Genomic DNA, 23,779 nt, shown 5'->3' on the forward strand with positions numbered 1-23,779 from the left:
ACAAGTTTGAAACTGACAAAAAACAAAACAACACCAAACCCGAAAGTTCAGTACTGACTTGTATTGTCCAAATATGTTTCCAAAAGGAATCCTTACCCCTCCAAAGGAAGAGGCACGGGATCAAATTGGCATTTGACATAGTGCACGCTGTTGAGTTCTCAAGAATCGGACGCTTCTCGTTTCCGGCCTATTCGACCATCTCCCGAGAGCAACCTCTCTAACCTACATCAGGTTTGGAACCTTGTCAACTTGGGCTGTGCGAGATTCGCAATTGCCACTGGACATTCCAGTTCCTGATGTTCAGTTTCGTTGTGCTCCTTCAAGCCGATTTCCCGGCCGCTCGGAAGCAACCTGTGTAACTTACCCTCGCGCCGATCCTGGAGTCAAACCAGGCCACACCCCGGGCGTGTCGCGCACCACACGAGTCACGGGCTCGGCCGTTGAGTGCCGAGCAGGAACGCCGAGCCAGCAGACGATGCCCGCATGACGGAGAGCGAGTCAGCCCCGAGAAGACGCATCCGCCCTCACGAGACCGTGGCGCGCAAATGCGTCGAAGATGCCGTTCTCCAGCACCGTTGACGTGACTTCATCCGCGAGCTCCTGCAGCTCAGGAGCAGCGTTGCCCATCGCGACTCCGACGCCGCACACCTCGAACATCTCGACGTCGTTCCAGCTGTCGCCGATGCCGATGGCATCAGCACGGTCGAGTCCGAGGTGCTCGAGCACCTTCTCGATTGCGGCGCCCTTCGTCGTTCCGCGCAACCCGATCTCGCCATCCGAACCACCAGGCAGGGGCATGCTCCCACGCACGATGTGGAACCGCTCGCCGAACTCCTGCCGCGCGCGCTCCACAGCACCGGCTTCCTCGGTGAAGAAGACGGCCTTCGCGATCTCGTCGAGCGGGGCATCCTCGATCGGCTCTGCAGAAAAGCCGGCCTGCGGCGACGTCTGCGGCTCCGGCTTGTCGGCACGGGCAGCCGCGAGGTGCTCCTGGATTGCACCTCGAGTACGGGCCGAGGCGTACACCCGCCGGTTGGTCTGCAGGAGGTAGTGGAGCTCGTGCTCCTCGAAGTGGGCGAGCAGCGCGTCGAGCTCTTCCCTCGGCATGGTCTCTCCGTGTACGAGCACGTCACCCACCATGGCGAACGCACCCCCGTTCGTCACGGCACCGTCGAAGCCGATCTCGAGAACCGACTCAGGGATGTGGCCCGCTGCTCGCCCCGTGCACAGGTAGACGAGATGGCCGGCGGCGCGAGCCTCCCGAATCGCTCGAACGGTGGAAGGCGCGATCCGGCGACCGTGGTCGAGGATCGTGCCGTCGACATCGAGGAAGGCGATCTTGGGAGTGGACGAGCGTTCTGGCATGTGACCTCACGATGATTCAGCGGAGCGGGGACTCGGCCACACAAGCCTATGCCGCCCGGAACGCAGAGGTTCCGGACGGAATGCCGAGGAGCGTGCCGGAACGCGGCGCACCATGTCGGAATGCGGAAGTGCGGTCTGAATGCAGGAAGGCAACGAGTGCAGAAAGGCACCGGGAATGCAGAAGACCCGGGAATGCAGAAGACCCGGCGGCCAGAAGGGCAACCGGGTCTTGATCTGTAGCTGGAGAGAGATTCGAACTCTCGACCTCACGATTATGAGTCGTGCGCTCTCACCAACTGAGCTACCCAGCCATGGGTGTCGAGGATGCTTTCGCACCCACGATCAGAGCCCCGAGTCGGGTTTGAACCGACGACCCCTTCCTTACCATGGAAGTGCTCTACCACTGAGCTATCGGGGCAAGATGCCAATCGAGCTTGTGGCTCGGAATGGCACCAGATGAGGATAGCACCTCACGGAACCCCGTGAGAACACCACCCCCGTGGTGTGCCGCGTGTTACGCGCCCGCGCTTTCGCCGGGCATCGTGACGACGGTGGAAACGTTGTTGAACTGCGTGAGGAACGCGATCGGGTCGATCTTGTTGCCGTCCGCCGTGTGCACCTCGAGGTGCAGGTGAGGGCCAGTCGATGCGCCCGTGTTCCCGACCTTGCCGAGCTCGTCGCCGACCTTGACGACGTCGCCGACCTTGACCCCGATGGAGCCGGTCAGCATGTGACCGTAGACGCTCTCGTAGCTCTGTCCGTTGATGACGTGCTGCACGATGACGTGCACGCCGAGGCCGCCGTTGTCGGTCGGGGTGACGCTCGTGACCGTGCCGCCGGCGATCGCGCCGATCGGCGTGCCCTGCGCAGGTGCGAAGTCGATGCCCATGTGGTTCGTGCTGCCGATGCCGCCGGGCGAGACGCGAGGACCGAAGTCGTCGGTGATGGCGACGCCGACCGGGAAGGGCCACTGGACCGTCGCGGACAGGTCGTTCTTGTAGGTGCCGCGGTCGACGAGGCTCATGAGGTTGGCCGCCGTGGCCGACCCCATGGTCGTGACGGCGTAGGCGTCTTCGCGCTCGACCGTGGTGGCTTCGCCGCCGGCGACCGTGAGGGTCTGGCCGGGGACCGAGGAGACGGCGTCGGCGAGCGCTGCTGAGCTGTCGCCTGCGACCTGGTCTTCCTGCGTGGAGGTGGCGTTCGCGGGCATCGTCGAGACGACGGCGATGGTTGCGGCGAAGCCGAGCGCCGTGACGCCAGCTGCACCGCGGAGGAGCGCGCCGCGCTTCTTGTGCGACTTCTCCGAGTTCTTGACGCGGACGAGTCCGCGACGGCCTGTCTTGCTGTCGACCTCGGGGCGGAGCGCCTCTTCGTTGCGAGCGAAGCTCAGCGGAACCTCGAGCACCGCGACCGAAGCCCGCTCGATGCGTGCCGTCGACTCGGTGTCATCCGAACGGATCTGGGCAACCTCGGCGATGCTCGGCGTGGAGATGGATGCCGGGGCCGGAGCGGGTGCGGAGACGACCGGAGCAGTCTCGGCCTGGCCGGCCGAGACGATCTTCGGCGCGAGCGCTGCCGTGATGACTGGGGCCGACGCGACGGGAGCCGTCGTGCGCTCCGCCTCACGCCGAGCGCGGCGCGAGCTGAAGGCCTCTGGAGTTGCCGCCGGTGCGATGGTCGCGAGCGATGCGAGACGCTCTGCTTCGCGGAGTTCTCGACGGGTCATGGGCGCCGGCAGAGCCTGCTCCTGGCCCGATGTGAGAAGGGAAGTCAACGATTCATATCCTTACCGCGGTTTATAACGAACTGGTAAATAGTAACGCGCAGGTCACGGAAACTTCAAGGTCTCCAGGGAATCCTACGCGGTCATGACCGACCGAGGCGACTGCACCCCGGGCCGCCTCGCCCGGAATCACGCGGGAGAGGGGCAGGACGGGACTCACCGGATCTCGTCCGAATTCACCCCGTACCCGGGCGAGCCGAGTTCCGTTTGGGCCGTTACCAACCACGCCGAGCCGTCAGGAGCCACGTGGGAGAGGGAGAGTTACTCGTCCGCCAGGACCGAGACGTAGCGCATGAGCTCCTGCTCCAGCCCCGGCCTCGCGGCGATGATCAGCCGACGCCCTTCGCGCCCAAGCCCCTCACCCACGACGACCGCTCCAGCCTCACGGGCGACCAGAGCAGCTCCGGCGTGATCCCAGGGGTTCAGCCCCGACTCGTAGTACGCATCCAGCCGGTTGATCGCGATGTTGCACAGATCGAGGGAGGCGGCCCCCACGCGGCGCAGATCGCGCACGCGCCCAGCCAGCGTCATCCACTGCTCCGCCTGCTGCACCCGGCGCTTGGCGGAGTAGCTGAACCCCGTGCCGACAAGCGCGAGCTCGAGAGGAGGGGCAGCATCCACATGCAGCCGCTCGCCGTTGCACCACGCACCCTGACCTCGCACGGCGGTGAAGGCTTCGCGCCCCTCAGGATTCACGACGGCCGCGGCGAGGGTCGTGAAGCTCGAGGGCTCCGACCCCGGGTCGCCGACGACCACGGCGACGCTCACCGCGTAGTTGGGGTAGCCGTATAAGTAGTTGACGGTGCCATCGATGGGGTCGACCACCCAGGTGAGCCCCGTCGTGCTCGCAGACGCGTCCGACTCCTCGCCGAAGAACCCGTCGCCGGGGCGCAGCCCCTCGAGACGACGACGGATGTGCGCCTCGGACTCCCTGTCGGAAGCGGTGACGATGTCGACCGACGACGACTTCGTGTCGGCGACGGCCACTCCCTCCCGACGGCGAGCAGCGACGAGCTCGGCGGCCTCCGTTGCCACCGTCACCGCGATGTCGAGGAGCCCTCGGAGCTCTTCGGGAGTGAACTGGTCGGCGTCGTGAACGGTCTGAGCATCGTCGAGTTCTGGCACGCCCTGGAGCGTAGCAATGCCTGCCTCCCGTCCCATTTCTGTGTTTACCTTTGCTTCTCTTGTTTTACGTCCGTTTGCCGCGTACGCTCTCCACCAGAACCAACACCCGGATCGCACAGGAGCATCCATGTACGCAACGGAGCGGCACGCGCTCATCCTCGAACGCATCACGCAGCACGGGAAAGTCGCCGTGCGAGAACTCGCGAGCGACCTCGACGTCACTCCCGAGACCATCCGCCGAGACCTCGACCAGCTCGAGCTCGAGAGCCTCGTCAGGCGAGTCCACGGCGGCGCCGTCGGCAACTCCCTCGGCAGCCTCGCCGAGACCGCAGTCGCCGAACGCCAGCCCCTCAACCACGACGCCAAGGTCCGCATCGGCGAAGCCGCAGAGCGGCTCATCCCCCGCGGATTCAACGGATCCATCCTCATCGATGCCGGAACGACGACCGCCGAGATCGCCGCCGCCCTCGTCCGACGCCCCGCCGACGAACTCGCCAAGCTGCAGGTCATCAGCAACTCGCTCCCCATCCTCGCGCTCCTCGCAGCACGCAGCGAACTCACCACGATCGCCATCGGCGGCCGCGTGCGAGGCCTCACCAGCGCTGCTGTCGGCCCCAGTGCCCTCACGCAACTCGCCGCGCTCCGCCCGGACCTCGCCTTCATCGGCACCAACGGCATCAGCGCCGAATTCGGGCTCAGCACCCCGGACCCCGACGAAGCAGCCGTGAAATCCGCCATGTGCCGGGGCGCCAGACGCGTCGTCGTCGCCGTCGACGCCTCCAAGTTCGACCAAGACGCCCTCACCCACATCGCAGCGCTCTCCAGCGTCGATGCACTGGTCACTGACCAGCCCCCGCGAACGGCACTCGCCGCCGCGCTCACCGAGAACGACGTGGAAGCAGTGCTCGCATGATCGTCACCGTCACCGCCAACCCGGCAATCGACAGAACCCTCGCCCTCCCCCACGAGCTCGCTCGTGGGGACGTCCAGCGCCTCACCGGAAGCGAATCGCAGGCAGGCGGCAAGGGCATCAACGTGTCCCGCGCGCTCCGCGCCTCCAAGCTCGACAACCTCGCCGTCTTCCCGGCCTCCGCCGACGACGACTTCACGAACCTCGTCGAAGCCGAAGGCCTGCGGATGCTGCCCGTGCCCATCGAAGGCAGAGTGCGCACCAACTTCGCCATCACCGAGAGCGACGGAACCACCACCAAGCTCAACGAGCCAGGGCCCCACCTCAGCGCAGACGAAGCAGACGCCCTCGTCGCAGCTGTCATCGCAGCATCCCGCGACGCCGAATGGCTTGTCCTCGCAGGCTCGCTGCCACGTGGCCTCGACTCCTCCTTCTACGCAGCCCTCATCGAGGCCGTCCGCGCAGAGCTCGGCGAGGCCGCACCAAGCGTCGCCGTCGACAGCTCCGACGCACCGCTCAAGGCGCTCCTCGCATCCGGCACCCGCGTGCAGCTCATCAAGCCGAACGCCTTCGAGCTCGCCGAGCTGAGCGGCATCGCCGACGGAGACGCCCTCGAAGCCGACCCGCAGCTCGCCGCCGACGCGGCAGGCTGGGCCCTCGAGAACGGAGCCGACGCCGTCCTCGCCACCCTCGGCGGGGCAGGCGCCATCTACCGCGACGCCACGACCAGCCTCTTCGCCGCCCCGCCACCCACTCGCGTGCGCAGCACCGTCGGAGCGGGCGACTCGTCGCTCGCCGGCTACCTGCTCGCGAGCGTCACCGGGGCACCCCCCGAACGCGCCCTCGCCCAAGCCGTCGCCCACGGAAGCGCCGCCGCTTCCCTGCCGGGCAGCGGAGTCCCCTCCCCAGAACAGACACGACCGGACCTCGTCCGCATCACCCACCTCACAAGCAGCACCAAGGAGAACGCATCATGACCACCTACATCACGCCAGGGCTCGTCGCCCTCGACGTCGACCTGGGTGCGGACAAGACCGATGTCATCCGCAACCTGGCCGAACGCGTCGTCTCGCAAGGCCGCGCGACCGACGCAGCAGCGCTCGCCGCCGACGCCCTCGCCCGCGAGGAGCAGGGCGCCACGGGCGTCCCCGGCGGTATCGCCATCCCCCACTGCCGCTCCGGCGCCGTCACCGAGGCCACCCTCGCCATGTCGCGCCTCACGCCAGGCGTCGACTTCGGCGCTCACGACGGCCCGAGCGACCTCGTCTTCTTCATCGCTGCCCCGGACGGCGCCCACGACGAGCACCTCCAGATGCTGTCCAAGCTCGCCCGCTCCCTCATGGTCCCCGAGTTCAACGACTCGCTGCGCGCCGCGACCACCCCGGAAGAGATCGTCGCGATCGTCGAGAAGGCTCTCGAGCCGGAGGAAGAGAAGCCAGCAGCGGCAGCCGCACAGGCAGCCCCCGCCGCGGGCGGCGCATCCACCGGCCCCGTCATCGTCGCCGTCACCTCCTGCGCCACCGGCATCGCCCACACCTTCATGTCCGCGGATGCGCTCACGGCGAAGGCCAAGGAGATGGGCATCGAGTTCTACGTCGAGCCGCAGGGTTCCTCGAAGGTCACGCCGCTCGACCCCGCCATCATCAAGCGCGCCGACGCCGTCATCTTCGCCAACGACGTCGACGTGCGCGACCGCGGCCGATTCGCCGGCAAGCCCGTCGTGCAGTCGCCCGTGAAGCGCGGCATCGACCACCCGGACGAGCTGCTCAACGAGGCCGTCGCCGCCGCCAACGACCCGAACGCGAAGCGCGTCCCCGCAGCGGATTCCAGCGAAGCCTCCCAGAACACCGCAAACGAGAGCGTCGGCGCCCGCATCAAGCGTTGGCTGCTGACCGGCGTCAGCTACATGATCCCGTTCGTCGCAGGTGGTGGCCTCCTCATCGCCCTCGGATTCCTCCTCGGCGGCTACGACATCGTCAGCGATGGCCGCAACACGGACATCATCCTGCAGAACTCCCTCTTCAACCTGCCCCCGGACGAGGCAACCCGCTCGGGCCTCCTCGTCTACCTCGGCGCCGTCGCATCCGCCATCGGGCAGGCCTCGATGGGCTTCCTCGTGCCAGCCCTCGCCGGCTACATCGCCTACGCCATCGCGGACCGGCCAGGTATCGCACCCGGATTCGTCGCCGGTGCCGTCGCAGGCATCATGGGCGCCGGCTTCATCGGCGGCATCGTCGGTGGCCTCATCGCAGGTGGCGCGGCCTACTGGATCGGCTCGTGGAACGTACCGCGATGGATGCGCGGCCTCATGCCCGTCGTCATCATCCCGCTCATCGCCTCCATCATCGCCTCCGGACTCATGGTCATCCTCCTCGGCGGCCCCATCGCAGCCCTCACCAACGGCCTCAACAGCTGGCTCACGGGCCTCACCGGCGCAAGCGCGGTCCTCCTCGGCATCATCCTCGGCACCATGATGTGCTTCGACCTCGGAGGCCCCGTCAACAAGGTCGCCTACGCATTCGCCGTCGCAGGCCTCGGTGCGGGTTCGTTCGACAACCAGGCACCGTGGATGATCATGGCAACCGTCATGGCAGCCGGTATGGTCCCGCCGCTCGCCATGGCACTCGCAACGTCCATCGCGCCCCGCCTCTTCTCCCCCGTGGAGAAGGAGAACGGTCGCGCGGCCTGGCTGCTCGGTGCCGCCTTCATCTCCGAAGGCGCCATCCCGTTCGCCGCAGCCGACCCGCTGCGCGTGATCCCTGCCAGCATGCTCGGCGGCGCGGCAACCGGCGCCATCACCATGGCCATGGGCGTCACCTCGCAGGCACCCCACGGCGGAATCTTCGTGTTCTTCGCCATCGGCAACCTGCTCTGGTTCGTCCTCGCCATCATCATCGGCATGGTCATCTCGGCACTCACCGTCGTCGCCCTCAAGAAGTGGGTGCGCAAGGCGCCGGTCGACGCCGACGTGCCGGCCGCCGCATCGCTCCAGGGCGAGATGGCGCACTAGTCCACGACCGCCGGGTGCGGAGGCCAACGCCTCCGCGCCCGGCCCGCACGACTTCTCGGGATGGGTTTCTCGCTTCGGGATGGGTAGCTTCCCATCCCGAAGCGCGAAACCCATCCCGAGAGTCGTTGGTCACGAGGCCGGGCCCGCATCCACTGTCACGTGGATGAGGGCCCGGCCTGTCTCTGCTCGGAGCTCGGCGGTCAGCTCTCCCTGGTGTGCGGTTGCGCGTCACGCCCGTCGACCTGCGCGTCGATGGCGGACTCGTCGGCTTCGCTTCCAATCGGCGTCCGGTCGATGTCGGGGATTCCGTCCTCGTTCATGTCGTCGTTGCGAGCGCGCTTCGCGTCGTGGCGGAGGGTGATCGCGGCCAGCACCGCCGCGAGGAGGCTGCCGCCGAGCACCGCGAGCTTCGCAGCCGCCGTGTGCTCCGAGTCGGGGAACGACAGCTCGGCGATGAGCAGGGAGACCGTGAAGCCGATGCCGGTGAGGAAGCCCACTGGGAGAAGATCCCGCACGCCGATCGCGTCGGGGAGGCGGAGCGGTGTGAGCTTCACGACGAGTGCGGTCATGCCGAGCACGCCGATGAGCTTTCCGAGCACGAGCGCCGCTGCGATCGCCACGAACACGGGCTGGGAGAGCACCGCCCCGAGCCCATCTCCATCCACGATGTTCACTCCGGCGGCGAAGAAGGCGAAGACGGGCAGTGCGAAGCCCGAGGAGAACGGGCCGATCTTGTCGCCGAACCGGTGCGTGCGCGAATCGGCTTCACCGTGGATCTTCTTGGACGGTACGCAGAAGCCGAGGAGCACTCCCGCGATGGTCGCGTGCACGCCTGCCTCGTGCATGAGCACCCAGGCGACGAGGGCGATCGGCAGCAGCAGCCACCAGGAAGGCCGCTTGGAGCGGACGACCAGCAGGAAGACGGCGACGGCGACGAGCGATCCGAGCAGCGCGAGCAGGTTGATGCCCGTCGTGTAGAAGATGGCGATGATGACGATCGCAAGCAGGTCGTCGACGACGGCGAGCGTCAACAGGAAGGTGCGCACTCCGCGTGGAAGCCCTCGCCCGAAGATGGCGAGGACTCCGAGCGCGAAGGCGATGTCCGTCGCCGTCGGGATCGCCCAGCCGTGGAGCGCCGAGGTGTCACCGAGGACGGACACCGCGATCACGTAGAAGATGGCCGGCATCGCCATTCCCGCGACAGCGCCGAGAACGGGGACAGCTGCTTCCTTCGGCTTGCGGAGACTGCCCGAGACGAACTCGTGCTTCAGCTCCACGCCCACGGTGAAGAAGAAGACCGCGAGCAGGCCGTCGGCCGCCCAGGTGGCGAGCGACAGGTCGAGGTGGATGGCGGCGGGCCCGATCGTGATCGCGCTGAGCGCCTCGTAGCCGCCGCGCCACGGCGAGTTGGCCCAGATGAGGGCGATTGCAGCGGCGAAGAGGAGAAGCGCTCCCCCAGTGGTCTCGCGCATGATCCACGCGTTCAGTCGCGCGAAGCCTGTCGGTCGTGTGGCAGGTGCAGTCATGGTTCTCCTGACGTCTGAGACCGGCCGGCGAATCCCGACTCGGCCGCCGACCAGACTTCCCGGCACACCGAGAGTAGATCCTACCGCCAAGCGCTGCCCGCCGAAGCGCCGCTCCGGAACACCTCGCCGGAATCGCTGCCAGCCGAAGTGCCGCTCCGAAGGCGGCGTGGAGGGCACTTCGGCGGGCAGTGATCGCCCTGGCGGGGCAGTCGCCGCGGCTAGAGGCCGCGCGTGAGGACCTCGTCGAGCGTCGCCACGAACCTGTCCGCGCTCTCCTTCGTGAAGCAGAGCGGGGGCTTCACCTTGAGCACGTTCCCGCGGTCGCCCGTTGGCTGCACGATGACGCCGAGCGCGAGCATCCGGTCGCAGAGCGCCTGCGTCTCGGACGTGGCGGGCTCGAGGGTCTCACGGTCGCGCACGAGCTCGATGCCCTGGTAGAGCCCCCGCCCGTGCAGCGCGCCGATGAGCGGCTGCCGTTCGGCGAGCGCCACCAGCTGCTCCCGGAGGTAGCCGCCGACCTCGTGCGCGTTCTCCTGCAGGCGGTCGTCGCGCATGATGTCGAGCACGGTCACGCCGAGCTTCGCGCTCAGCGTCGAACCGCCGGCCGACGAGAAGAAGGTGCCCTGGTCGGCGAGGGCCTGCGCGATCTCGGAGCGCGTGATGACGGCACCGAGCGGATGCCCGTTGCCCATGGCCTTCGCGACGGTCACGACGTCGGGAACGATCGGATCGCCGCCCGGCCCCGCGTGCTGCTCGAAGCCCCAGAACACGTCGCCCTGGCGTCCGTAGCCGACCTGGACCTCGTCGGCGATGACGGCGCCCCCGCCGGCGCGCACGGCGTCGTAGACCGCGGCGAGGTAGCCGGCGGGCACCTCGATGGCGCCGGCGTTGCCGTTGCGGGGCTCGGCGATGAACGTGCCGATGGGGGTGCCGGCCGCGGCGAGGCGCTCGATCTCGGCGATCGCGTCGGCCGCATAGCGCTCGCCGGCGTCCGCTCCGCGGTGGGTGCCGCGGTACGCGTTCGGGGCGTCGAAGGCGTGCACCCAGGGGGCGCGGAGCTCGGCGGCGAGGGGGTTGTCGGAGGTGGAAGTCGAGACCGCATCCGAAGCGTAGGACCAGCCGTGGTACGACTCCTCGACGCAGGCCACGTCGTCGCGGCCCGTGTAGGCCTTCGTCAGCCGCAGCGCGAGGTCGACGGCCTCGGTGCCGCTGTTGACGAGCAGCACGGTGTCGAAGCTGTCCGGGAGCGTCTCGAGGAGGCGCTCGCTGAACTCGGCGACCGACGCGTAGTTGAACCGCGAGTTGGTGTTGAGCATGCGCCACTGCTGTGCCACCGTGTCGGCGAGCACGGGGTGCCCGTGACCGAGCGCCGTCACGTTGTTGACCATGTCGAGGTAGTGGCGACCGTCGGTGTCGATGAGCATCTCGCGCCAGCCGCGCTCGATCTGCGGCGGATGCGCGTAGTAGTGGCCCTGCAGCGGCGCGTAGGCGTCGAGTCGCGCGCGGAGCGTCTCCCCGGCCCCGGCCCCGGCCCCGGCTGCGCCGACGCTGCTCGGAGCGAGCCCGATGAGCTCGCTCGGGTCGCCGAGGACGGCGAGCCAGGCCGGGAACTCTTCGGCCGTCACGAAGCGTGGCAGGGGCGCGGCGGCGGCATCCAGTGCGGAGACCTCGCCGACCTGGAGCGTGACCTGCGCCCAGCCCGCGATCTCGGCGAACGGCTCGCCGGGCTCGACTCGAGTGGGCGCGGCGGCGCTCTCGCCGTCCAGCGTTCGCGCTTCCGTGAGACCTCGGGCCCCCACGATGACGATGGTGCGCGCGCCGTCGGAGATGGTGACGTGGCCCTCGGCCGCGGAGACGATCCCGCTGAAGGGCGCCGTGAGCGCGAGGTCGCTCGCGCTGTACAGCTCCACCCCGGCCGCGACGTTGACGGGCGCATCGTGGGAGACGCCGAGCGAGCGCGTGAGGCGGGCTTCCCCGAAGCGGGTCGCTGCGACTCCGCCGCTGCGGGCGGCGAGCAGGAGCAGCTGCGCTTCCGCCTCGGCCCCTTCTTCACCGAGCCAGGAGCCGTCGCGCAGCGCCGTGCTCGTGTGGTCGAGGGTGATGACGCGCGCGCGGCGGGCGAGGTCCGCGTCGAGGAGCGCGGCGCCGCCGTCAGGCGAGGAGATGGGGCCGGCTGCGGCCTCGCGGCCGAGGGCGCGGCGGATGGCGGCCGTCGCGACCCGCGCATCCAGGGCCGCAGGGACGGCGAAGATCGTCCATTCCCGTTCGAGGGCCGCCTCGGCGTAGTCGTTGCCCTCGTCGATGGAGACCTGCTGCAGCCCGCTGACGACGAGCGTCGCTCCGCGGAGCACGATGAGCGGCCAGAGCGCGTCGATCTCGGCGTCGGTGAGGGGCACGACCGCGTCGAACGCGCGGATGAGCGGCAGCACAGCGAGTGGTCGCGCGGGGTCGTGGTGGAACACGGCCGTGCAGGCCACGGCCAGCTCGGCGACGCGCCATCCGGTGCCGACATCGCCGAAGTCGATGATGCCGGAGAGCTCGGGGCGGCCGAGCGCGCCGGAGGTCGCGACGAGGTTGTCGTCGGTGAGGTCTCCGTGGATGGCCTGCACTGGCAGGTGGCCCTTCAGCGGAGCCAGCGCCGCGGCGGTCGCCTCGAGCGCGGCGAGGACAAGCGCCTGCCGCTCAGGGTCGGTCACGTGGCCGATGAGCTCGTCGACCAGCCGCTCGCCGACGCGAAGGTCCCACTGGAGCTCGCGCTCGAGGCCGGGATGCTCGAAACCGTCGAGCGCCTGGACGACCTGGCCGACGAGCGTGCCCATGGCTCGGATGGTCGCCGCCGAGAAGTGCTCGAAATCGATGAGCGGCGTGCCGTCGACGAAGGTCAGCAGGCGGATGCTGTGGGGCGCGCCGTCGACGTCGGCCGTCTCGATGTCGAGGCCGGCGAGGCTGGCGACGGGGGCTGGCGACGGGTGGCCCGCGGCGTGCATGCGCCGCATAGCCTCGTTCTGCGCCTCGATCTCGTCGCGGCGCACCGCCCGGTTGCTGACCTTGAAGAGCGCCCGACGGCCGGCGGGCTGCGCGGGCGAGGCTGGCTCGGTGAAGAGGAAGTTGCGGTCCTGCTGACTGCCGAGCTCGCGCACCTCACCGGAGACCCCGTAGAGCTCAGCTGCGAGGCGCCGAACCTCGTCGATGGCGATGTTCGGGCGCGGCAGGCCCTCAGAGAACGATGAAGGACCTACGTGGGATTCGAGCATGGCTACTCCTCTTCGAGTCGGCGACCGGCGAGCGGTCAGATCAGTGCAGTGCGAGTGGATGGATGCGGGCGCCGCCGCGCGTGACGGAGGTCTTCACCGCGCCAGGCCGCGCACGAGTGCGGCGAGCCCGAGCTCGAAGGCCGGGCCGGCGACGGGGTCGTCGAGCCCCTCCTTGGTCACGCGCGCGACGGCGGAGGCGAAGGCGGGCACCTCGGTCTCCTGACCGCTCGGGTCGAAGAGCACGCTCGGGCCAGACATGTCGAGCACCGAGCCGAGGATGAACGACTCGTAGGCCGTGAGCATCCGCACGATCTCCTCCTCGGGCCAGCCCGCGGCGAGCGCGCCCTTCGTGAAGCTCTCGTGCACGCGGAGTATCGCGGGAGAGCGCACCTGCGACGACATGAGAAGGGGAATGCTGCGCGGATGCGCGGCGAACGCGTCGCGGTAGGAGTGCGCCCAGACGAGGACGGCGTCCTCCCACGGCAGCCGGTCGAACGCCTCGCCGTCGATGCGGCCGCAGATGCGCGTGCGCACCTCCTCGATGAGCTCGAGGCGCGAGCCGATGTGGTTGTAGAGCGACGAGGGGGCGACGCCGAAGTGCGACGCGATGCGGCGCATGCTCACTGCCTCGGAGCCTTCCCGGTCGATGAGGCGCACGGCAGCGTCGACGATGCCGTCTCTCGTCAGGATGCTCGTTGTGGGTCGCCCCATGTCTCCGCCTTTCGCTGCGTCGAGGCTCAGCGGCCTGTTCCGGGGCCCGCTGCTGCCGCTCACGCCGAGAGCTCGCAGAACGGATTCGTTCCGCAGCCCGGATCCTGCGTTTTCCCACTCTAGCGCCATAAAACGAACGGTGTACGTTTATCTCCTGCCGGTTCCACGAGCGGACCACCCTCGCCGGCGGCGCGCGGAGCCCAGCATCCGTGAATCACGCAGCGCGGTCGTGACTCGCCGGGCCAACGCTCGTGTCGTCCGGGTTGTCCGAACCATCGCCCCGATAGAACAGGACGCTGGTCAGGACAGAGGCGACGAACATTCCTGCACTTATGGACGCGACCGCTGCCCAGTCAAGGCCGAGGAACGATTCCCCGAGGACCCCAGCGGCGAACAACGCTTGGATGATCGTCTTCAGCGCGCGTTCTCCGGCGTAGTCCAGGAAATTGATGGACCAGTATTTCAACATGATGTTCCCTTTAGATCTTTGAGATGTTGCGGCCCCGGCAGAGGTGGCCTCGGCTCACTTCGGCAGGTGAGACGGCCACACCGGAGGGGGCGGCTCCTTGCCGTCCCAAATGTGGGCGCGCAGCTCATGGGCGTGCGTGCGGTACCCGTCCACGTAGGTATCGAGCCTGTTGAGGCGCTCGACATCGGATGCACGGATGGCGGCCTGCTGCTCGCGGTAGCTGGCGAGCTCTTCCTGAAGTTGGTCGACGAGGTCCTGGGCGTCCGCCCTGCGCGCTGACCGCCCGGCCGTCGCATGTCCGAAGATGGCACCGACCGCAGTGAAGCCCGCCGCTATGGCGATAGCAGCCTCTGGCCCAACCCAGCCGATCATCTGATGCCTCGGATCTGCGCCGCGAGCTCGAGCAGTTCGCGCTCGCCGCTCAGCGCACTGTCGTCGGCATTGCCTGCGTTGATCTCCTGCCACATCGCGAAGAACTCAGCGAATCCCAACCTCACGATCGGGCGGCCGGTCAGCTTGACGATGCCGGATACGGCCTCGGGGCTCCCCGTCCACCTCACGAAGTTCGCGGTGACGATGTACTGGCGCCCGAGTTCGGGCACTTCTGCTATCCACATTTCCTTGTCCTGTTCTGCGTTGCCTCTGCCCCCTTCGCTCTCACTTGCTCCGCCCGCGGCGTAGATCTTCGCGAGCTCCACAACTCGATCGAGGTCGATACCTCCGGGGCAGACAGTCGCGTAGGAGCCGCCGTGCCTCTGGAAGACTTCTCGATGGCCGAGCACAGCGACACGATCGATGGGGAAGCCGAAACGCTGCGCGCAGTCCGCGACCAGCGATGCCAACGACGTGTAGCTCGCCTCAGAGATCGGCCAGCCACTCGCGTCCCCCGTGCGTTCGTTGCACACCTCCACGGTGATTGCCCTGGCATCCCACTCAGGGCTCGCCAGCGACCACGCGCGGAATTCTTCGGGCACGACGCCAACGATCTGCTGATCTTTGATCACGTAGTTCGAGCTCACTTCGCGCGATCTGGTCCCCATCATGCTGAGCACAGCGGAAAGTGACTCGGTTGCAGCGTGGTGCACGACGAACCGGTCGACCTGCACGCGTCTGGGGCCGAGCTGATCGGCGTGCGGTGAGCTATTCGTGGTGAGTTCTGAGAAGGTCATTGAACGCTCTCGATCGTTGGGCTCTGCCCAGTGACGCGGGCGAAGGCCCGTGGGGGCCGGGGCGATTGCGGCGCCCCGGCCCCCACGAGTTCCGTCGAACTACTCAGCGGTGCCGAGCTCGCGGTAGACGGAGAACATCCACGCGAGGTTGTCCTTGTGGACGGTCTCGATCGCGTCCTGCCCTGGGATGATCCCGAGGATGTTGAGCGAGTTGAGAGCTGCGGGGCTCGGAACGTGCCAGTAACCTCCCGCGATCGGGTTGACCGCGTAGATAGCACCGGTCTGCTCGTTCTTCAGGAGCCGGAACCCCGTGATCTTCTTGATCGCGGCCACATCGGCCTTGAGCTTGTTCTGTTCTGCGTCGGTCAGTGCCATGAGGAATCCTCCGTTGTTGTTCTGCTGGATGCCGATCGCCAGGTTGACGAGTCGGTCGAGGTTGATGCCACCGGGGCACGCGGTGGCGTACGAGGCGCCGTGGCGCGTGTACACCTCCTTGTGCCCGATGACGGTGTTGCGGTTGATGGGGAACCCGTACCTGGTCGCGCAGTCGGCGATCAGTCGTGCGAGTGATTGATACGAGGCCTCCGAGATCGGCCAGCCGGATGCGTCCCCGGTTGCCGAGTTGCAGGTCTCGACGGTGATCGAGCGCCCATCCCACTCGTCGCTGCCGAGCGACCAGGCCCGGTGCTCCTCGGGGACGACACCGACGATCTGGGCGTCCTTCACGACGTAGTTCGCGCTGACCTGTCGCGAGCCGGACGACATCATCGCGAGCACGTTGGCGAGCGATGAGTCGGCCGCATGGTGCACGACGAAGTGGTCGACGGCCCGCGAGCGGGCGTTGAACTGGTTGCCGTTGCCGGAGGTCGAGGTCGTGAGCTTCGAGAAGGTCATACGCGACGCTCCTCTCTCTTCCGCGAGCAGTGCGCCCGCTGGTAGCTGCGGGTCACTCGGGGGTGCCGAGTTCGCGGTAGACGGAGAACATCCAGGCGAGGTTGTCCTTGTGGACCGTCTCGATCGCGTCCGCCCCGGGGATGATCCCGAGCATGTTCAGCGAGCTGAGGGCGGCGGGACTCGGGATGTGCCAGTAGCCTCCCGCGATCGGATTGACCGCGTAGGTCTCCCCGGTCTGCTCGTTGCGCAGGAGTCGGAACCCGGTGATCTTCTTGATCGCGACCACGTCGGACTTGAGCTTGTTCTGTTCGGCATCGGTAAGTGCCATGAGGAATCCCCCTTCTTCGGGAATGTTGACGAGAGGCGGGCCGACGATTGCGGCATGCCATGATTCGGATGCGATGGTCTGGCCGAGTCCGGCGAGGCGCATGTACTCGGAGCGGACGGCCATGTTGTTGGTGTCCCAGTCGACGGCTTCGCCGCGACCGTGTGGTGAAGTGCCGGGGTACGCCGCTTCCGGCGTCTCCCCGCGGTTCATGCGGCCCCACTGGAACCACTGGTTTGAGCCGCCCGTCGAGGTCTTGGACTCGACGAGGACGTATTGGTCAGCTGGGACACCGACGGGGCGGTAGCCCTCGGTGATCTTGAGGGTGAACCCCCTCGAGCGGACCTGTGCTGCGACCCAGCGGACTCGGCGTGCGAGATCTCTGGTGAACAGGTGCCCCTCGACACTGACGAGGGTGGAAATATCCATTGATGCCTCCTTTGGGCATGGGAATAGACGGGTATGCCGATCAGCCCGTTCGGTCGATCGACGGGACGGGCACGAGTGCCCGGAATCAGTTCGCAGAATGCGAACGGATGCACGCGAGAGGTGACGCTTCACCCTGCTCTGCGTGGACGTGATCCATGAGGATCAGTGCAACGGCGGTGACTCGCACACCGCTGGGGCTCTCCGCGTCGCTGGTGCTCGAGCTACCCGGTGGGGCTTCGGCCGGCGCCGCTGTGGTGCGGAGTCAGCATCGGACTGACCGGGTCGTCATCGGTCATGAACTGACTGGGCGAGATGCCGAGTGCTTCCGCGAGGAGCAGGAGCTCTCGAAGACCGAAGTGGGCGCCGAACGCGAGTTTCCTGTTGATGGTCGAGTACGGGATCCCAACCTGCTCGGCCACGAATCTCCTGGATCGACCGGTCTGGTCGATCGCCTTCTTGACTCTCACTGCACACCCCCTCGGTCCGTCGTTGCTCATATGAACAATCTACATACTCAAACGAACATGCGCAAGCTGCAGGTGTTATCGGATCGAGCATTGCTGTTGCTGATTCGGGGACATAGACTGCCCTTATGAACATGCAGCAGCGAGCGGAGACGTTCACGACCTATGTGGGACTCGCGCTCAAGGGCGCCATCGTCGAGCGAGGAATGAGCGCAACTCACGTTGCGACCACCATGAAGCGCTCCCCTGCGGCCTTCAGCCGGTGGCTCAACGGCCACGTGGCCATTCCCCTCGCGGTGCTCTACGAAGCGAGCGAGATCGTCGGCGTCGACCCAGCGCAACTCGTCGAGAACGCCCACCGACGACTCACCGCAGCCATGGGCGCCCCTACAGCCACAGTCACCCCCCTGGCCGAGGCGTCTGCGCGGCGCACGAAACGCGCGGGCAGCGAACCCGTCTCAGCACAGCCATTCGCGGCGCACAGCACCGACATCGGCGGAGACCTCGACGACGACCTGGTCTGAATGTCGGTGGCCCGTCGCACGATGGACACATGACCAACTGGGAGCCATTCGAGTGCGCACGTGATCTGGGAATCAGCGTTCAGTTCTGCCGTGAGCTCGGTGGGGACCTCGGGCGCTGGTACCCGAAGCAGACCACGATCCTGATCCTCGACTCACTGCCGTTCTTCATCGAGCGCTCTGTTCTCGCGCACGAGATCGCTCACGCCGTGCTCGGCCACGACTCCTCGACCCCGAAGGCAGAACGGCAGGCGGACCGGTGGGCGGCTCGGAGACTCATCAGCATCGAGGACTTCCGGGCCGTCGCCGCTCAGTCGCCTGATCCGGGGCAGTGGTGCGTCGATCTGCAGGTCACCCCGCGACTCCTCGTCACCGCAGCAGATCTCTACTCTTCGCGACGCCACGCTCGCCACGACGCCGCCACCGGCGAGGCCGAGCTCGCTGGCTAGGCCGCGAGCCGGCCCTGCCTCCAGAGGAGCATCCGCTCCCAACGAAAATGGGCTTCTCGGTTCGGGATGAGGAAGAACCCATCCGGAACCGAGAAGCCCATTCCGAGCCTCTCCTGGAGTTTCGCGCTACGCCAGTTCTTCCGCGAGCTTCCTGGCTCCGCGGACCGCGATGGCGACGCTCATGAGGGTGGGGTTCATGGTCGTCGCGGTGGGGATGAGGGCGTTGCCGCCGACGTAGAGGTTGTCGATGCCCCAGATGCGCGAGTACGGGTCGGCGACGGTGGTGCCGTCGTCGTTCGCGCCGGCGCGCATCGTGCCCTGGTAGTGGAGGCTCGAGCCGTTGGGGAGGAGGCGCGGCTCTGCGATGAACGTGCCGAGCGCCTCCCCGGCACGGCGCAGGTGCGCCTCGCCGTCGGCGATCTCCGCCTTCTCGACGTCGGTGAGCGCGTACTCGACGGTCATGTTGGGGAAGCCGCGGTAGTCGAGCTCGTCGTCGTGGAACGTGATGCCGTCTTCGACGCGCGGATGCTTGCGCATGCCGTACCCCATGTTGACGTAGCCCCAGCGGTTGCCGGCGTGGGGGTGCGCGGGGTCGAGCGGGAACGGCGGGTTCTCGGCGTACATGACCTGCAGGGAGAAGGGGTGGTCTGGCTCGGAGAAGGGGATGCGGTTGACGGCGCCCACGGGGTCGGCCGGGTTGAGGGCTCGGCGGGCGAGCTCCTCCTCGAGGTCGGCGTCGGTGGCGAAGCGGCTCATGCCGGCGGGGTCGAGGGCGACGGTCGAGATGACGACGGGGTGCTCGGTGAGGTAGCGGCCGAGGGCGGCGGGGCGGATGCCGGAGGCCCAGAGGAGCTGCGGGGAGCGGAACGCGTCGGCCGCGACGACGACGGCATCTGCGGGGAAGAAGCTCGTCTCTCCGGTGCGGAGGTCTTCGACGGTGACGCCCGTGACGCGGGCGTCTGCCCCGTCGCCGTCACGCTCGACGCGGCGCACGAGGTGGAGGTCGCGCAGCTCGAAGCGCTCGGCGAGGGGGTTACCCGCTTCGACGAGCGGTCCGAAGACGACGTCGGCGCCGGCCCAGCGGACGGTACCGTCGGGCTGCGCGTCTCCCGCGACGGGGAGCGTGCCCGGGCCGAAGCCATCCGGCAGCTCGGCGGCGAACTCCTCGGAGAGGATCGAGCGGATGGCACCGCCGACGCCGGAGTCGGCGAACGCGGCGGACTGCACGTGCAGCAGCCGCTCTGCGTTCGCGAGCAGATCATCCCACTCGTCGCTCTCGATGAAGTCGACGCGTTCGCTGAACTCGGGGGCCGGCGTCGCGCAGGTCCAGTGCGCGCCCATGCCGCCGACGTTGGTCGACGCGGCAGCCGCCGGGAACGTGTCCGTGTGGGCCGCCCCCTCGCCGCCGAAGTCGAGGAGGTGCGTGCCCTGGCGGGCCGTGAACATGCCCTCCACAACGGCCGATCTCGGAATGCCGAGCGAGTCACGGAAGTCGCCGGCCTGCGGCCCCTGCGACCGCTCGCGGGCGCGCTCCTTCTCGTCGGGGTCGGCGATGTTGCGCACGCTCTCGCCCGGGATGTCGGTGAGCTGCGGGCCCGCCTCGAACATGGTGACGCGCACGTCCGGGTTCTGCTCGAGGAGGGTCCGCGCGTAGGCGGCCCCGATGGGTCCGCTGCCGACGATCGCGACGACTGGTTTGGTGGTCATGTGCTTCCTCCTTGGAAGGGCGGCTGGTGAGTGGATGCGGCGGACGCGGTCAGGCGCGCGACGCCGGGATGTTCTGCGCTTCGACGACGGGGATGCTCCCCGTCTCGTTGGACAGGCGACCGGGCGGCAGCAGCAGCGCCGCGACGAAGCCGATGGCGTAGGCGATCGAGAGGCCGATGAAGATGGGCGCGAACACGTCGCGGTAGATCTCTGCGACGGTCGACTGGAAGGCGGGGTCGCTCGCGTGCACGAGCTGCGGGGTGAGGCTGGCGGCGTCGAAGCCGATGGGGAGCAGCGCCGCGACACCGGCACCGATGACGCCGCCGATGATGGCGGTCGTCACGGTGGAGCCGACCTGGCGGACAATGTTGACGCTCGCGGTGACGGCACCCGTCGCGTTCTTGGGGGCGGCGCTCTGCACGACGGCGACGATGAGGCTCATGAAGGAGCCCGTGCCGAGGCCGACGCCGAACATGACGACCATGGGCGCCCAGAGCGGAAGCCCGACGGGGAGCGTGGCCATGATGAGCAGGCCCACGGCGCCGAGGGCGGTGCCGACGATCGGGTAGACGCGGTAGCGACCCGATCGGCTGGCGAGGAAGCCCGTGAGGAGGTTGCTCACGAGCATCCCCATAACGGTCGCGATGGGCACGAGCCCGGAGACGGTCGCCGTGGTGCTGTACGCCATCTGCACGTATGTGGGCAGGTAGGCGGTGATGGAGAAGAGGCCGACGCCGATGATGGCGGAGAGTGCCGTACCGGCCGCGACGGTGCGGTTCTTGAAGATGTGCAGGGGCACGACCGGGTTCTCGGCGTGCACCTCCGCCCAGAAGAAGAGCGCGAACGATGCCAGGGCGACACCGAACGCCGAGAGCGCCGAAGTGAGGAGCTCGGCGTCGGAGACCCAGCTCACGCCGAGCACGAGCGCGACGAGCGCGATCGTGAAGGCGAGCGAGCCGAGCACGTCGAAGCGCGGGGCAGACGTGCGGGGGATGCTCGGGATCGCGACGAGCGCGAAGATCAGCGCGGCGACGCCGACGGGGAGGTTCACCCAGAACACCCACTGCCAGCCCCAGTTGTCGGCGATGAGACCGCCGAGCAACGGGCCGATGAGGATGGCGACGGGGAACGCCGCTCCGATGATGGCCATGTACTTGGGCCGGGCCCTCGGGCTCGTGACCTGGGCGATGATCGTCTGCGACATCAGCTGCAGGCCCGCCGAGCTCATCCCCTGGAAGACGCGGGCGACGATGAGCAGGCCCATGTTCGGCGCGAAGCCGCAGGCGAGCGAGGCAAGCAGGAAGAGCACGAGGGAGGTCAGGAACACCGCTCGGGGGCCGACGATGTCGCCGAGCTTGCCGAGCACGGGCAGGAGCACGGTGCTGGCGAGGGTGTAGCTGACGACGACCCAGCCCATCTGCTCGAGTGCGCCGAGGTCGCCGGCGATGGTCGCGAGCGACGTCGACACGACCGTGTGGTCGAGCGCGCCCAGGAAGGAGACGGTGAGGAGGGAAGCAACAAGAAGGCGGAGTCTCGCCGGTGAGAGTGGCATAAAAGGGCCCGAACGATCGGACGATCTACGCGACATGGTGTGCCTCCGGTCGCTGCGTCGCGGCCGGTGACGGGTTCGTGGAACCCCTGCGTCCAGGTCAGCCTACCGAGGCTTATGTCTAAAATCAACTAAAGAGTGCGCAGGAGCGGCAATTGCGGGCGTCACGCCGACGAGCACCCGCGTTCGATCTGCCAACTCAGCTCGAGATCCTCGAGCAGGGGCGACAGCTCGTCGGGCCAGTCGGATGCACGCGGCGCCTCGATGGCACACCGCAGCTCCAGACGGGCACGGCCCTCGAACCCCTGCCGAACAACTCGCTCCCCCTCCGCGGAGCGACTCGTGATGCGTGCGACCCCGGCCCCGGGATCGATGGCGGCCTCGACCTCGACCGCGCCGAACGCCGAGACCCGCAGCCACGGCACCCCCGCGGCCGGGACCCAGGAGAAGAGGACGGGGATGCCGTCGTGCGATTCGAGCAGAAGGGACACGGTCGGGGCACTCTCGTTCTCTGGATGCGCGACTCCCAGCCTGAGCTCGCCCCCACCGGTCAGCACACGCGCCCAGCCGAGCGCGTCCCGCAGCACCCCGCTCGAGGATGGACCGCCGGCCTCGACCGTGACGAGGACAGCCTCCGCCCCGGGCGGGGCCACGAACGCCCGAGCCGCTTCCACGAGATCCCTCGGGAGGAAGCGCCGCGCGGCCAGAACAGGCGCGGCACCTGCTGGCAGTCGATCGCGGCGACCGACGTCGGCCACGACGGCCTCATCGAGGACTACGCCTCGGGCGCCGTCGGCCAGCGCCGCCTCGACCGCGGACAGCCAGCCCCCGGAACCGCGAGCGTCGATCACGACGACCGCGCCGGTCGCAGTCGAGGAGAGCTGCGCACTCAGCGGCAGCTCGGCAACCGCGACGCGATAGGGCGCGAGCCGGTCACCGTCCGCCCCTCGCGCGCCCGGCGCACTCGACACCAGGACCGGAATTCGAAGACTCACGACGAAGCTCCCTCGATGTGGGCGGCAACTGCCTCGGCGAGCACGATGGCGTAGCGCGTGTCCTCGAGCTGCTCCTCGTACTCGAGCGGCGCCTCCCCCGAGAGCAGCTCGGCAAGCGCCAGCCATTCCGCCTCGTAGCCGTCGAGGTGCGACCTCGGGGGCACCATGACGCCACCCTCCGACCCGCGAACGACGACACTCGCCGCGCCGTCGTGCACAAACGCCGGCGGGAAGTCGACGTCGACGCGCGACTCCCCCGCCGAGACCGTGAGGCGCCAGCGAGCATCCGCCCCTTCTGCGCGCATGACGGCACCGAGCTGCACCCGGGCGCGACCAGCCCGGTACCCGACTGCGTAGCCGAGCGGTGCGACGAAGCGAGCGAAGTCGACGCCATCGAATCCCGGCACGAGGTCGCGGATGGCGGGCAGGTCATGCACCGCGAGGCCGGAGACGAGCTGCCGCACGATGCCGGCCTGCACGTGTGCGGGCAGTCCAGATGGGGGATGACGCACGGGAGACTCGACACCCTCGGCGAACTCGGTGACGAGCCGGTGGTACCGCCCGTTCGGCGGGAGCGACAGCGTGACCCGCACGCTGTCGACGGGAGCCCGCAGCTCGCCGATGAGTCGTCGCGCCTGCACCCAGCCGGGGTCATAGAGGTGGTTGGTGCCGATGAGCAGCGCCACCCCCCGCTCCCGGCAGTCGACGACAAGCGATTCCGCCTCGGCAACGGACGTCGCGAGCGGCTTCTCGCACAGAATGCCCGCGACCCCCGCATCGAGCGCGGCCCGCACGTGGCTCGCGTGGTCGGCGGGTGGGGAGCAGATCAAGGCGAGCTGCACCCGCTCGTCCTGGAACACCTCGCCGATGCCGGAGCTGCTGCGCGCGCCGATGCGCCGAGCGAGCTCCTCCGCACGGCCGCTCCCGGAGTCCGCGATGTGCACGACCCGGAACAGTTCGGGGAAACGCGCGAGCGTGGGGAGGTGGAGCGCGGAGACGCCCGGCCCGGCCCCGATGACGCCGACTGACCACATGCGACCACTTCCTTGTGCGCTTTTGTGTGTTTGATACGAAAGTTTGCTGTGCACGAACGTATCTGGGCATTCTCTGCGGCGCAAGGTCGA

At 68.1% G+C, this 23,779-nt stretch carries 21 protein-coding genes and 2 tRNA genes; 5 read left to right on the forward strand and 18 right to left on the reverse strand.

Annotation, left to right across the window (positions count from 1 at the left end):
• Positions 1-498: 498 nt before the first annotated feature.
• The 5 genes from C5B99_RS00165 to C5B99_RS00185 all read right to left on the reverse strand — a co-directional run bounded on the left by C5B99_RS00165 (position 499) and on the right by C5B99_RS00185 (position 4,273).
• Entirely contained in the window at positions 499-1,365 is an 867-nt protein-coding gene (locus tag C5B99_RS00165; protein WP_104239758.1) for a Cof-type HAD-IIB family hydrolase, read from the reverse strand.
• 237 nt (positions 1,366-1,602) lie between these two features.
• Positions 1,603-1,676: transfer RNA gene (locus C5B99_RS00170), tRNA-Met, on the reverse strand.
• Positions 1,677-1,711: 35 nt separating this feature from the next.
• Positions 1,712-1,783, reverse strand: a tRNA-Thr gene (locus C5B99_RS00175).
• Between the two features lie 96 nt (positions 1,784-1,879).
• Positions 1,880-3,139, reverse strand: coding sequence for a M23 family metallopeptidase (locus tag C5B99_RS00180; RefSeq protein ID WP_146080600.1), 1,260 nt, complete (start codon positions 3,137-3,139; stop codon positions 1,880-1,882).
• A gap of 270 nt (positions 3,140-3,409) precedes the next feature.
• A complete protein-coding gene (locus C5B99_RS00185) occupies positions 3,410-4,273 on the reverse strand; it encodes an inositol monophosphatase family protein (protein ID WP_258062978.1) in 864 nt (287 codons plus the stop codon).
• A gap of 127 nt (positions 4,274-4,400) precedes the next feature.
• Between C5B99_RS00185 and C5B99_RS00190 the strand changes: the two genes are divergently transcribed.
• Genes C5B99_RS00190 through C5B99_RS00200 form a run of 3 tightly spaced genes read left to right on the forward strand, consistent with a single transcriptional unit; the run spans position 4,401 to position 8,193 of the window.
• On the forward strand, positions 4,401-5,186 hold the full coding sequence (locus C5B99_RS00190; protein ID WP_104239761.1) for a DeoR/GlpR family DNA-binding transcription regulator: 786 nt from the start codon (positions 4,401-4,403) through the stop codon (positions 5,184-5,186).
• Positions 5,183-6,160, forward strand: coding sequence for a 1-phosphofructokinase family hexose kinase (locus tag C5B99_RS00195; protein WP_104239762.1), 978 nt, complete (start codon positions 5,183-5,185; stop codon positions 6,158-6,160). The genes C5B99_RS00190 and C5B99_RS00195 overlap by 4 nt, the downstream gene beginning before the upstream one ends.
• Positions 6,157-8,193, forward strand: coding sequence for a fructose-specific PTS transporter subunit EIIC (locus tag C5B99_RS00200; RefSeq protein ID WP_104239763.1), 2,037 nt, complete (start codon positions 6,157-6,159; stop codon positions 8,191-8,193). The genes C5B99_RS00195 and C5B99_RS00200 overlap by 4 nt, the downstream gene beginning before the upstream one ends.
• Before the next feature lie 200 nt (positions 8,194-8,393).
• Here C5B99_RS00200 and nhaA read toward each other — a convergent pair whose 3' ends face one another.
• The 9 genes from nhaA to C5B99_RS00245 form a co-directional block, all read right to left on the reverse strand.
• Positions 8,394-9,719 (reverse strand): Na+/H+ antiporter NhaA, encoded by a 1,326-nt coding sequence (nhaA, locus tag C5B99_RS00205; RefSeq protein WP_104239764.1) that lies wholly within the window; start codon positions 9,717-9,719, stop codon positions 8,394-8,396.
• 218 nt (positions 9,720-9,937) lie between these two features.
• Positions 9,938-12,973, reverse strand: a complete 3,036-nt coding sequence (locus C5B99_RS00210; protein WP_104239765.1) for an aminotransferase — start codon at positions 12,971-12,973, stop codon at positions 9,938-9,940.
• 93 nt (positions 12,974-13,066) lie between these two features.
• Positions 13,067-13,684, reverse strand: coding sequence for a TetR/AcrR family transcriptional regulator (locus C5B99_RS00215; protein WP_104299900.1), 618 nt, complete (start codon positions 13,682-13,684; stop codon positions 13,067-13,069).
• A 214-nt stretch (positions 13,685-13,898) separates the two neighbouring features.
• The gene (locus tag C5B99_RS00220; protein ID WP_104239767.1) at positions 13,899-14,153 is read right to left on the reverse strand and encodes a holin; all 255 of its coding nucleotides are present in this window, start codon (positions 14,151-14,153) and stop codon (positions 13,899-13,901) included.
• A 54-nt stretch (positions 14,154-14,207) separates the two neighbouring features.
• The gene (locus C5B99_RS00225) at positions 14,208-14,525 is read right to left on the reverse strand and encodes a hypothetical protein (RefSeq protein WP_104239768.1); all 318 of its coding nucleotides are present in this window, start codon (positions 14,523-14,525) and stop codon (positions 14,208-14,210) included.
• Positions 14,522-15,322: an N-acetylmuramoyl-L-alanine amidase gene (locus C5B99_RS00230; protein ID WP_104239769.1), complete on the reverse strand. Its 801-nt coding sequence runs from the start codon at positions 15,320-15,322 to the stop codon at positions 14,522-14,524. Before C5B99_RS00230 ends, C5B99_RS00225 begins: the two co-directional genes overlap by 4 nt.
• 99 nt (positions 15,323-15,421) lie before the next feature.
• A complete protein-coding gene (locus C5B99_RS00235; RefSeq protein ID WP_104239770.1) occupies positions 15,422-16,216 on the reverse strand; it encodes an N-acetylmuramoyl-L-alanine amidase in 795 nt (264 codons plus the stop codon).
• A 52-nt stretch (positions 16,217-16,268) separates the two neighbouring features.
• Positions 16,269-16,970: a hypothetical protein gene (locus tag C5B99_RS00240; RefSeq protein ID WP_104239771.1), complete on the reverse strand. Its 702-nt coding sequence runs from the start codon at positions 16,968-16,970 to the stop codon at positions 16,269-16,271.
• 221 nt (positions 16,971-17,191) lie between these two features.
• Entirely contained in the window at positions 17,192-17,467 is a 276-nt protein-coding gene (locus C5B99_RS00245; RefSeq protein ID WP_146081902.1) for a helix-turn-helix domain-containing protein, read from the reverse strand.
• Positions 17,468-17,562: 95 nt separating this feature from the next.
• On the opposite strand from C5B99_RS00245, the gene C5B99_RS00250 reads away from it, so the two are divergent.
• Both C5B99_RS00250 and C5B99_RS00255 read left to right on the forward strand, forming a co-directional pair.
• Complete coding sequence (locus C5B99_RS00250) at positions 17,563-17,958, forward strand: helix-turn-helix domain-containing protein (RefSeq protein ID WP_104239773.1); 396 nt, start codon at positions 17,563-17,565, stop codon at positions 17,956-17,958.
• A 29-nt stretch (positions 17,959-17,987) separates the two neighbouring features.
• Entirely contained in the window at positions 17,988-18,404 is a 417-nt protein-coding gene (locus C5B99_RS00255; protein ID WP_104239774.1) for an ImmA/IrrE family metallo-endopeptidase, read from the forward strand.
• 126 nt (positions 18,405-18,530) lie between these two features.
• Here the strand turns inward: C5B99_RS00255 and C5B99_RS00260 are convergent, their stop codons facing one another.
• From C5B99_RS00260 to C5B99_RS00275, 4 genes are all read right to left on the reverse strand, one after another.
• Entirely contained in the window at positions 18,531-20,111 is a 1,581-nt protein-coding gene (locus tag C5B99_RS00260; RefSeq protein WP_104239775.1) for a GMC oxidoreductase, read from the reverse strand.
• 49 nt (positions 20,112-20,160) lie between these two features.
• Positions 20,161-21,663 (reverse strand): MFS transporter, encoded by a 1,503-nt coding sequence (locus C5B99_RS00265; RefSeq protein WP_104239776.1) that lies wholly within the window; start codon positions 21,661-21,663, stop codon positions 20,161-20,163.
• Positions 21,664-21,824: 161 nt separating this feature from the next.
• Complete coding sequence (locus tag C5B99_RS00270; protein WP_146081903.1) at positions 21,825-22,655, reverse strand: hypothetical protein; 831 nt, start codon at positions 22,653-22,655, stop codon at positions 21,825-21,827.
• Positions 22,652-23,689: a Gfo/Idh/MocA family protein gene (locus C5B99_RS00275; RefSeq protein WP_104239778.1), complete on the reverse strand. Its 1,038-nt coding sequence runs from the start codon at positions 23,687-23,689 to the stop codon at positions 22,652-22,654. Before C5B99_RS00275 ends, C5B99_RS00270 begins: the two co-directional genes overlap by 4 nt.
• Positions 23,690-23,779: the final 90 nt, after the last annotated feature.

This window comes from Pseudoclavibacter sp. Z016, from assembly GCF_002931215.1.
Taxonomy (GTDB): domain Bacteria; phylum Actinomycetota; class Actinomycetes; order Actinomycetales; family Microbacteriaceae; genus Pseudoclavibacter.

Bases quoted from the DNA above. Each gene is read 5' to 3' on its own strand.
- C5B99_RS00165 (WP_104239758.1), bottom strand. From the start codon at position 1,365: ATGCCAGAACGCTCGTCCACTCCCAAGATCGCCTTCCTCGATGTCGAC.
- C5B99_RS00190 (WP_104239761.1), top strand. From the start codon at position 4,401: ATGTACGCAACGGAGCGGCACGCGCTCATCCTCGAACGCATCACGCAG.
- C5B99_RS00195 (WP_104239762.1), top strand. From the start codon at position 5,183: ATGATCGTCACCGTCACCGCCAACCCGGCAATCGACAGAACCCTCGCC.
- C5B99_RS00200 (WP_104239763.1), top strand. From the start codon at position 6,157: ATGACCACCTACATCACGCCAGGGCTCGTCGCCCTCGACGTCGACCTG.
- nhaA (WP_104239764.1), bottom strand. From the start codon at position 9,719: ATGACTGCACCTGCCACACGACCGACAGGCTTCGCGCGACTGAACGCG.
- C5B99_RS00210 (WP_104239765.1), bottom strand. From the start codon at position 12,973: ATGCTCGAATCCCACGTAGGTCCTTCATCGTTCTCTGAGGGCCTGCCG.
- C5B99_RS00215 (WP_104299900.1), bottom strand. From the start codon at position 13,684: ATGGGGCGACCCACAACGAGCATCCTGACGAGAGACGGCATCGTCGAC.
- C5B99_RS00220 (WP_104239767.1), bottom strand. From the start codon at position 14,153: ATGTTGAAATACTGGTCCATCAATTTCCTGGACTACGCCGGAGAACGC.
- C5B99_RS00225 (WP_104239768.1), bottom strand. From the start codon at position 14,525: ATGATCGGCTGGGTTGGGCCAGAGGCTGCTATCGCCATAGCGGCGGGC.
- C5B99_RS00230 (WP_104239769.1), bottom strand. From the start codon at position 15,322: ATGACCTTCTCAGAACTCACCACGAATAGCTCACCGCACGCCGATCAG.
- C5B99_RS00235 (WP_104239770.1), bottom strand. From the start codon at position 16,216: ATGACCTTCTCGAAGCTCACGACCTCGACCTCCGGCAACGGCAACCAG.
- C5B99_RS00240 (WP_104239771.1), bottom strand. From the start codon at position 16,970: ATGGATATTTCCACCCTCGTCAGTGTCGAGGGGCACCTGTTCACCAGA.
- C5B99_RS00245 (WP_146081902.1), bottom strand. From the start codon at position 17,467: ATGAGCAACGACGGACCGAGGGGGTGTGCAGTGAGAGTCAAGAAGGCG.
- C5B99_RS00250 (WP_104239773.1), top strand. From the start codon at position 17,563: ATGAACATGCAGCAGCGAGCGGAGACGTTCACGACCTATGTGGGACTC.
- C5B99_RS00255 (WP_104239774.1), top strand. From the start codon at position 17,988: ATGACCAACTGGGAGCCATTCGAGTGCGCACGTGATCTGGGAATCAGC.
- C5B99_RS00260 (WP_104239775.1), bottom strand. From the start codon at position 20,111: ATGACCACCAAACCAGTCGTCGCGATCGTCGGCAGCGGACCCATCGGG.
- C5B99_RS00265 (WP_104239776.1), bottom strand. From the start codon at position 21,663: ATGCCACTCTCACCGGCGAGACTCCGCCTTCTTGTTGCTTCCCTCCTC.
- C5B99_RS00275 (WP_104239778.1), bottom strand. From the start codon at position 23,689: ATGTGGTCAGTCGGCGTCATCGGGGCCGGGCCGGGCGTCTCCGCGCTC.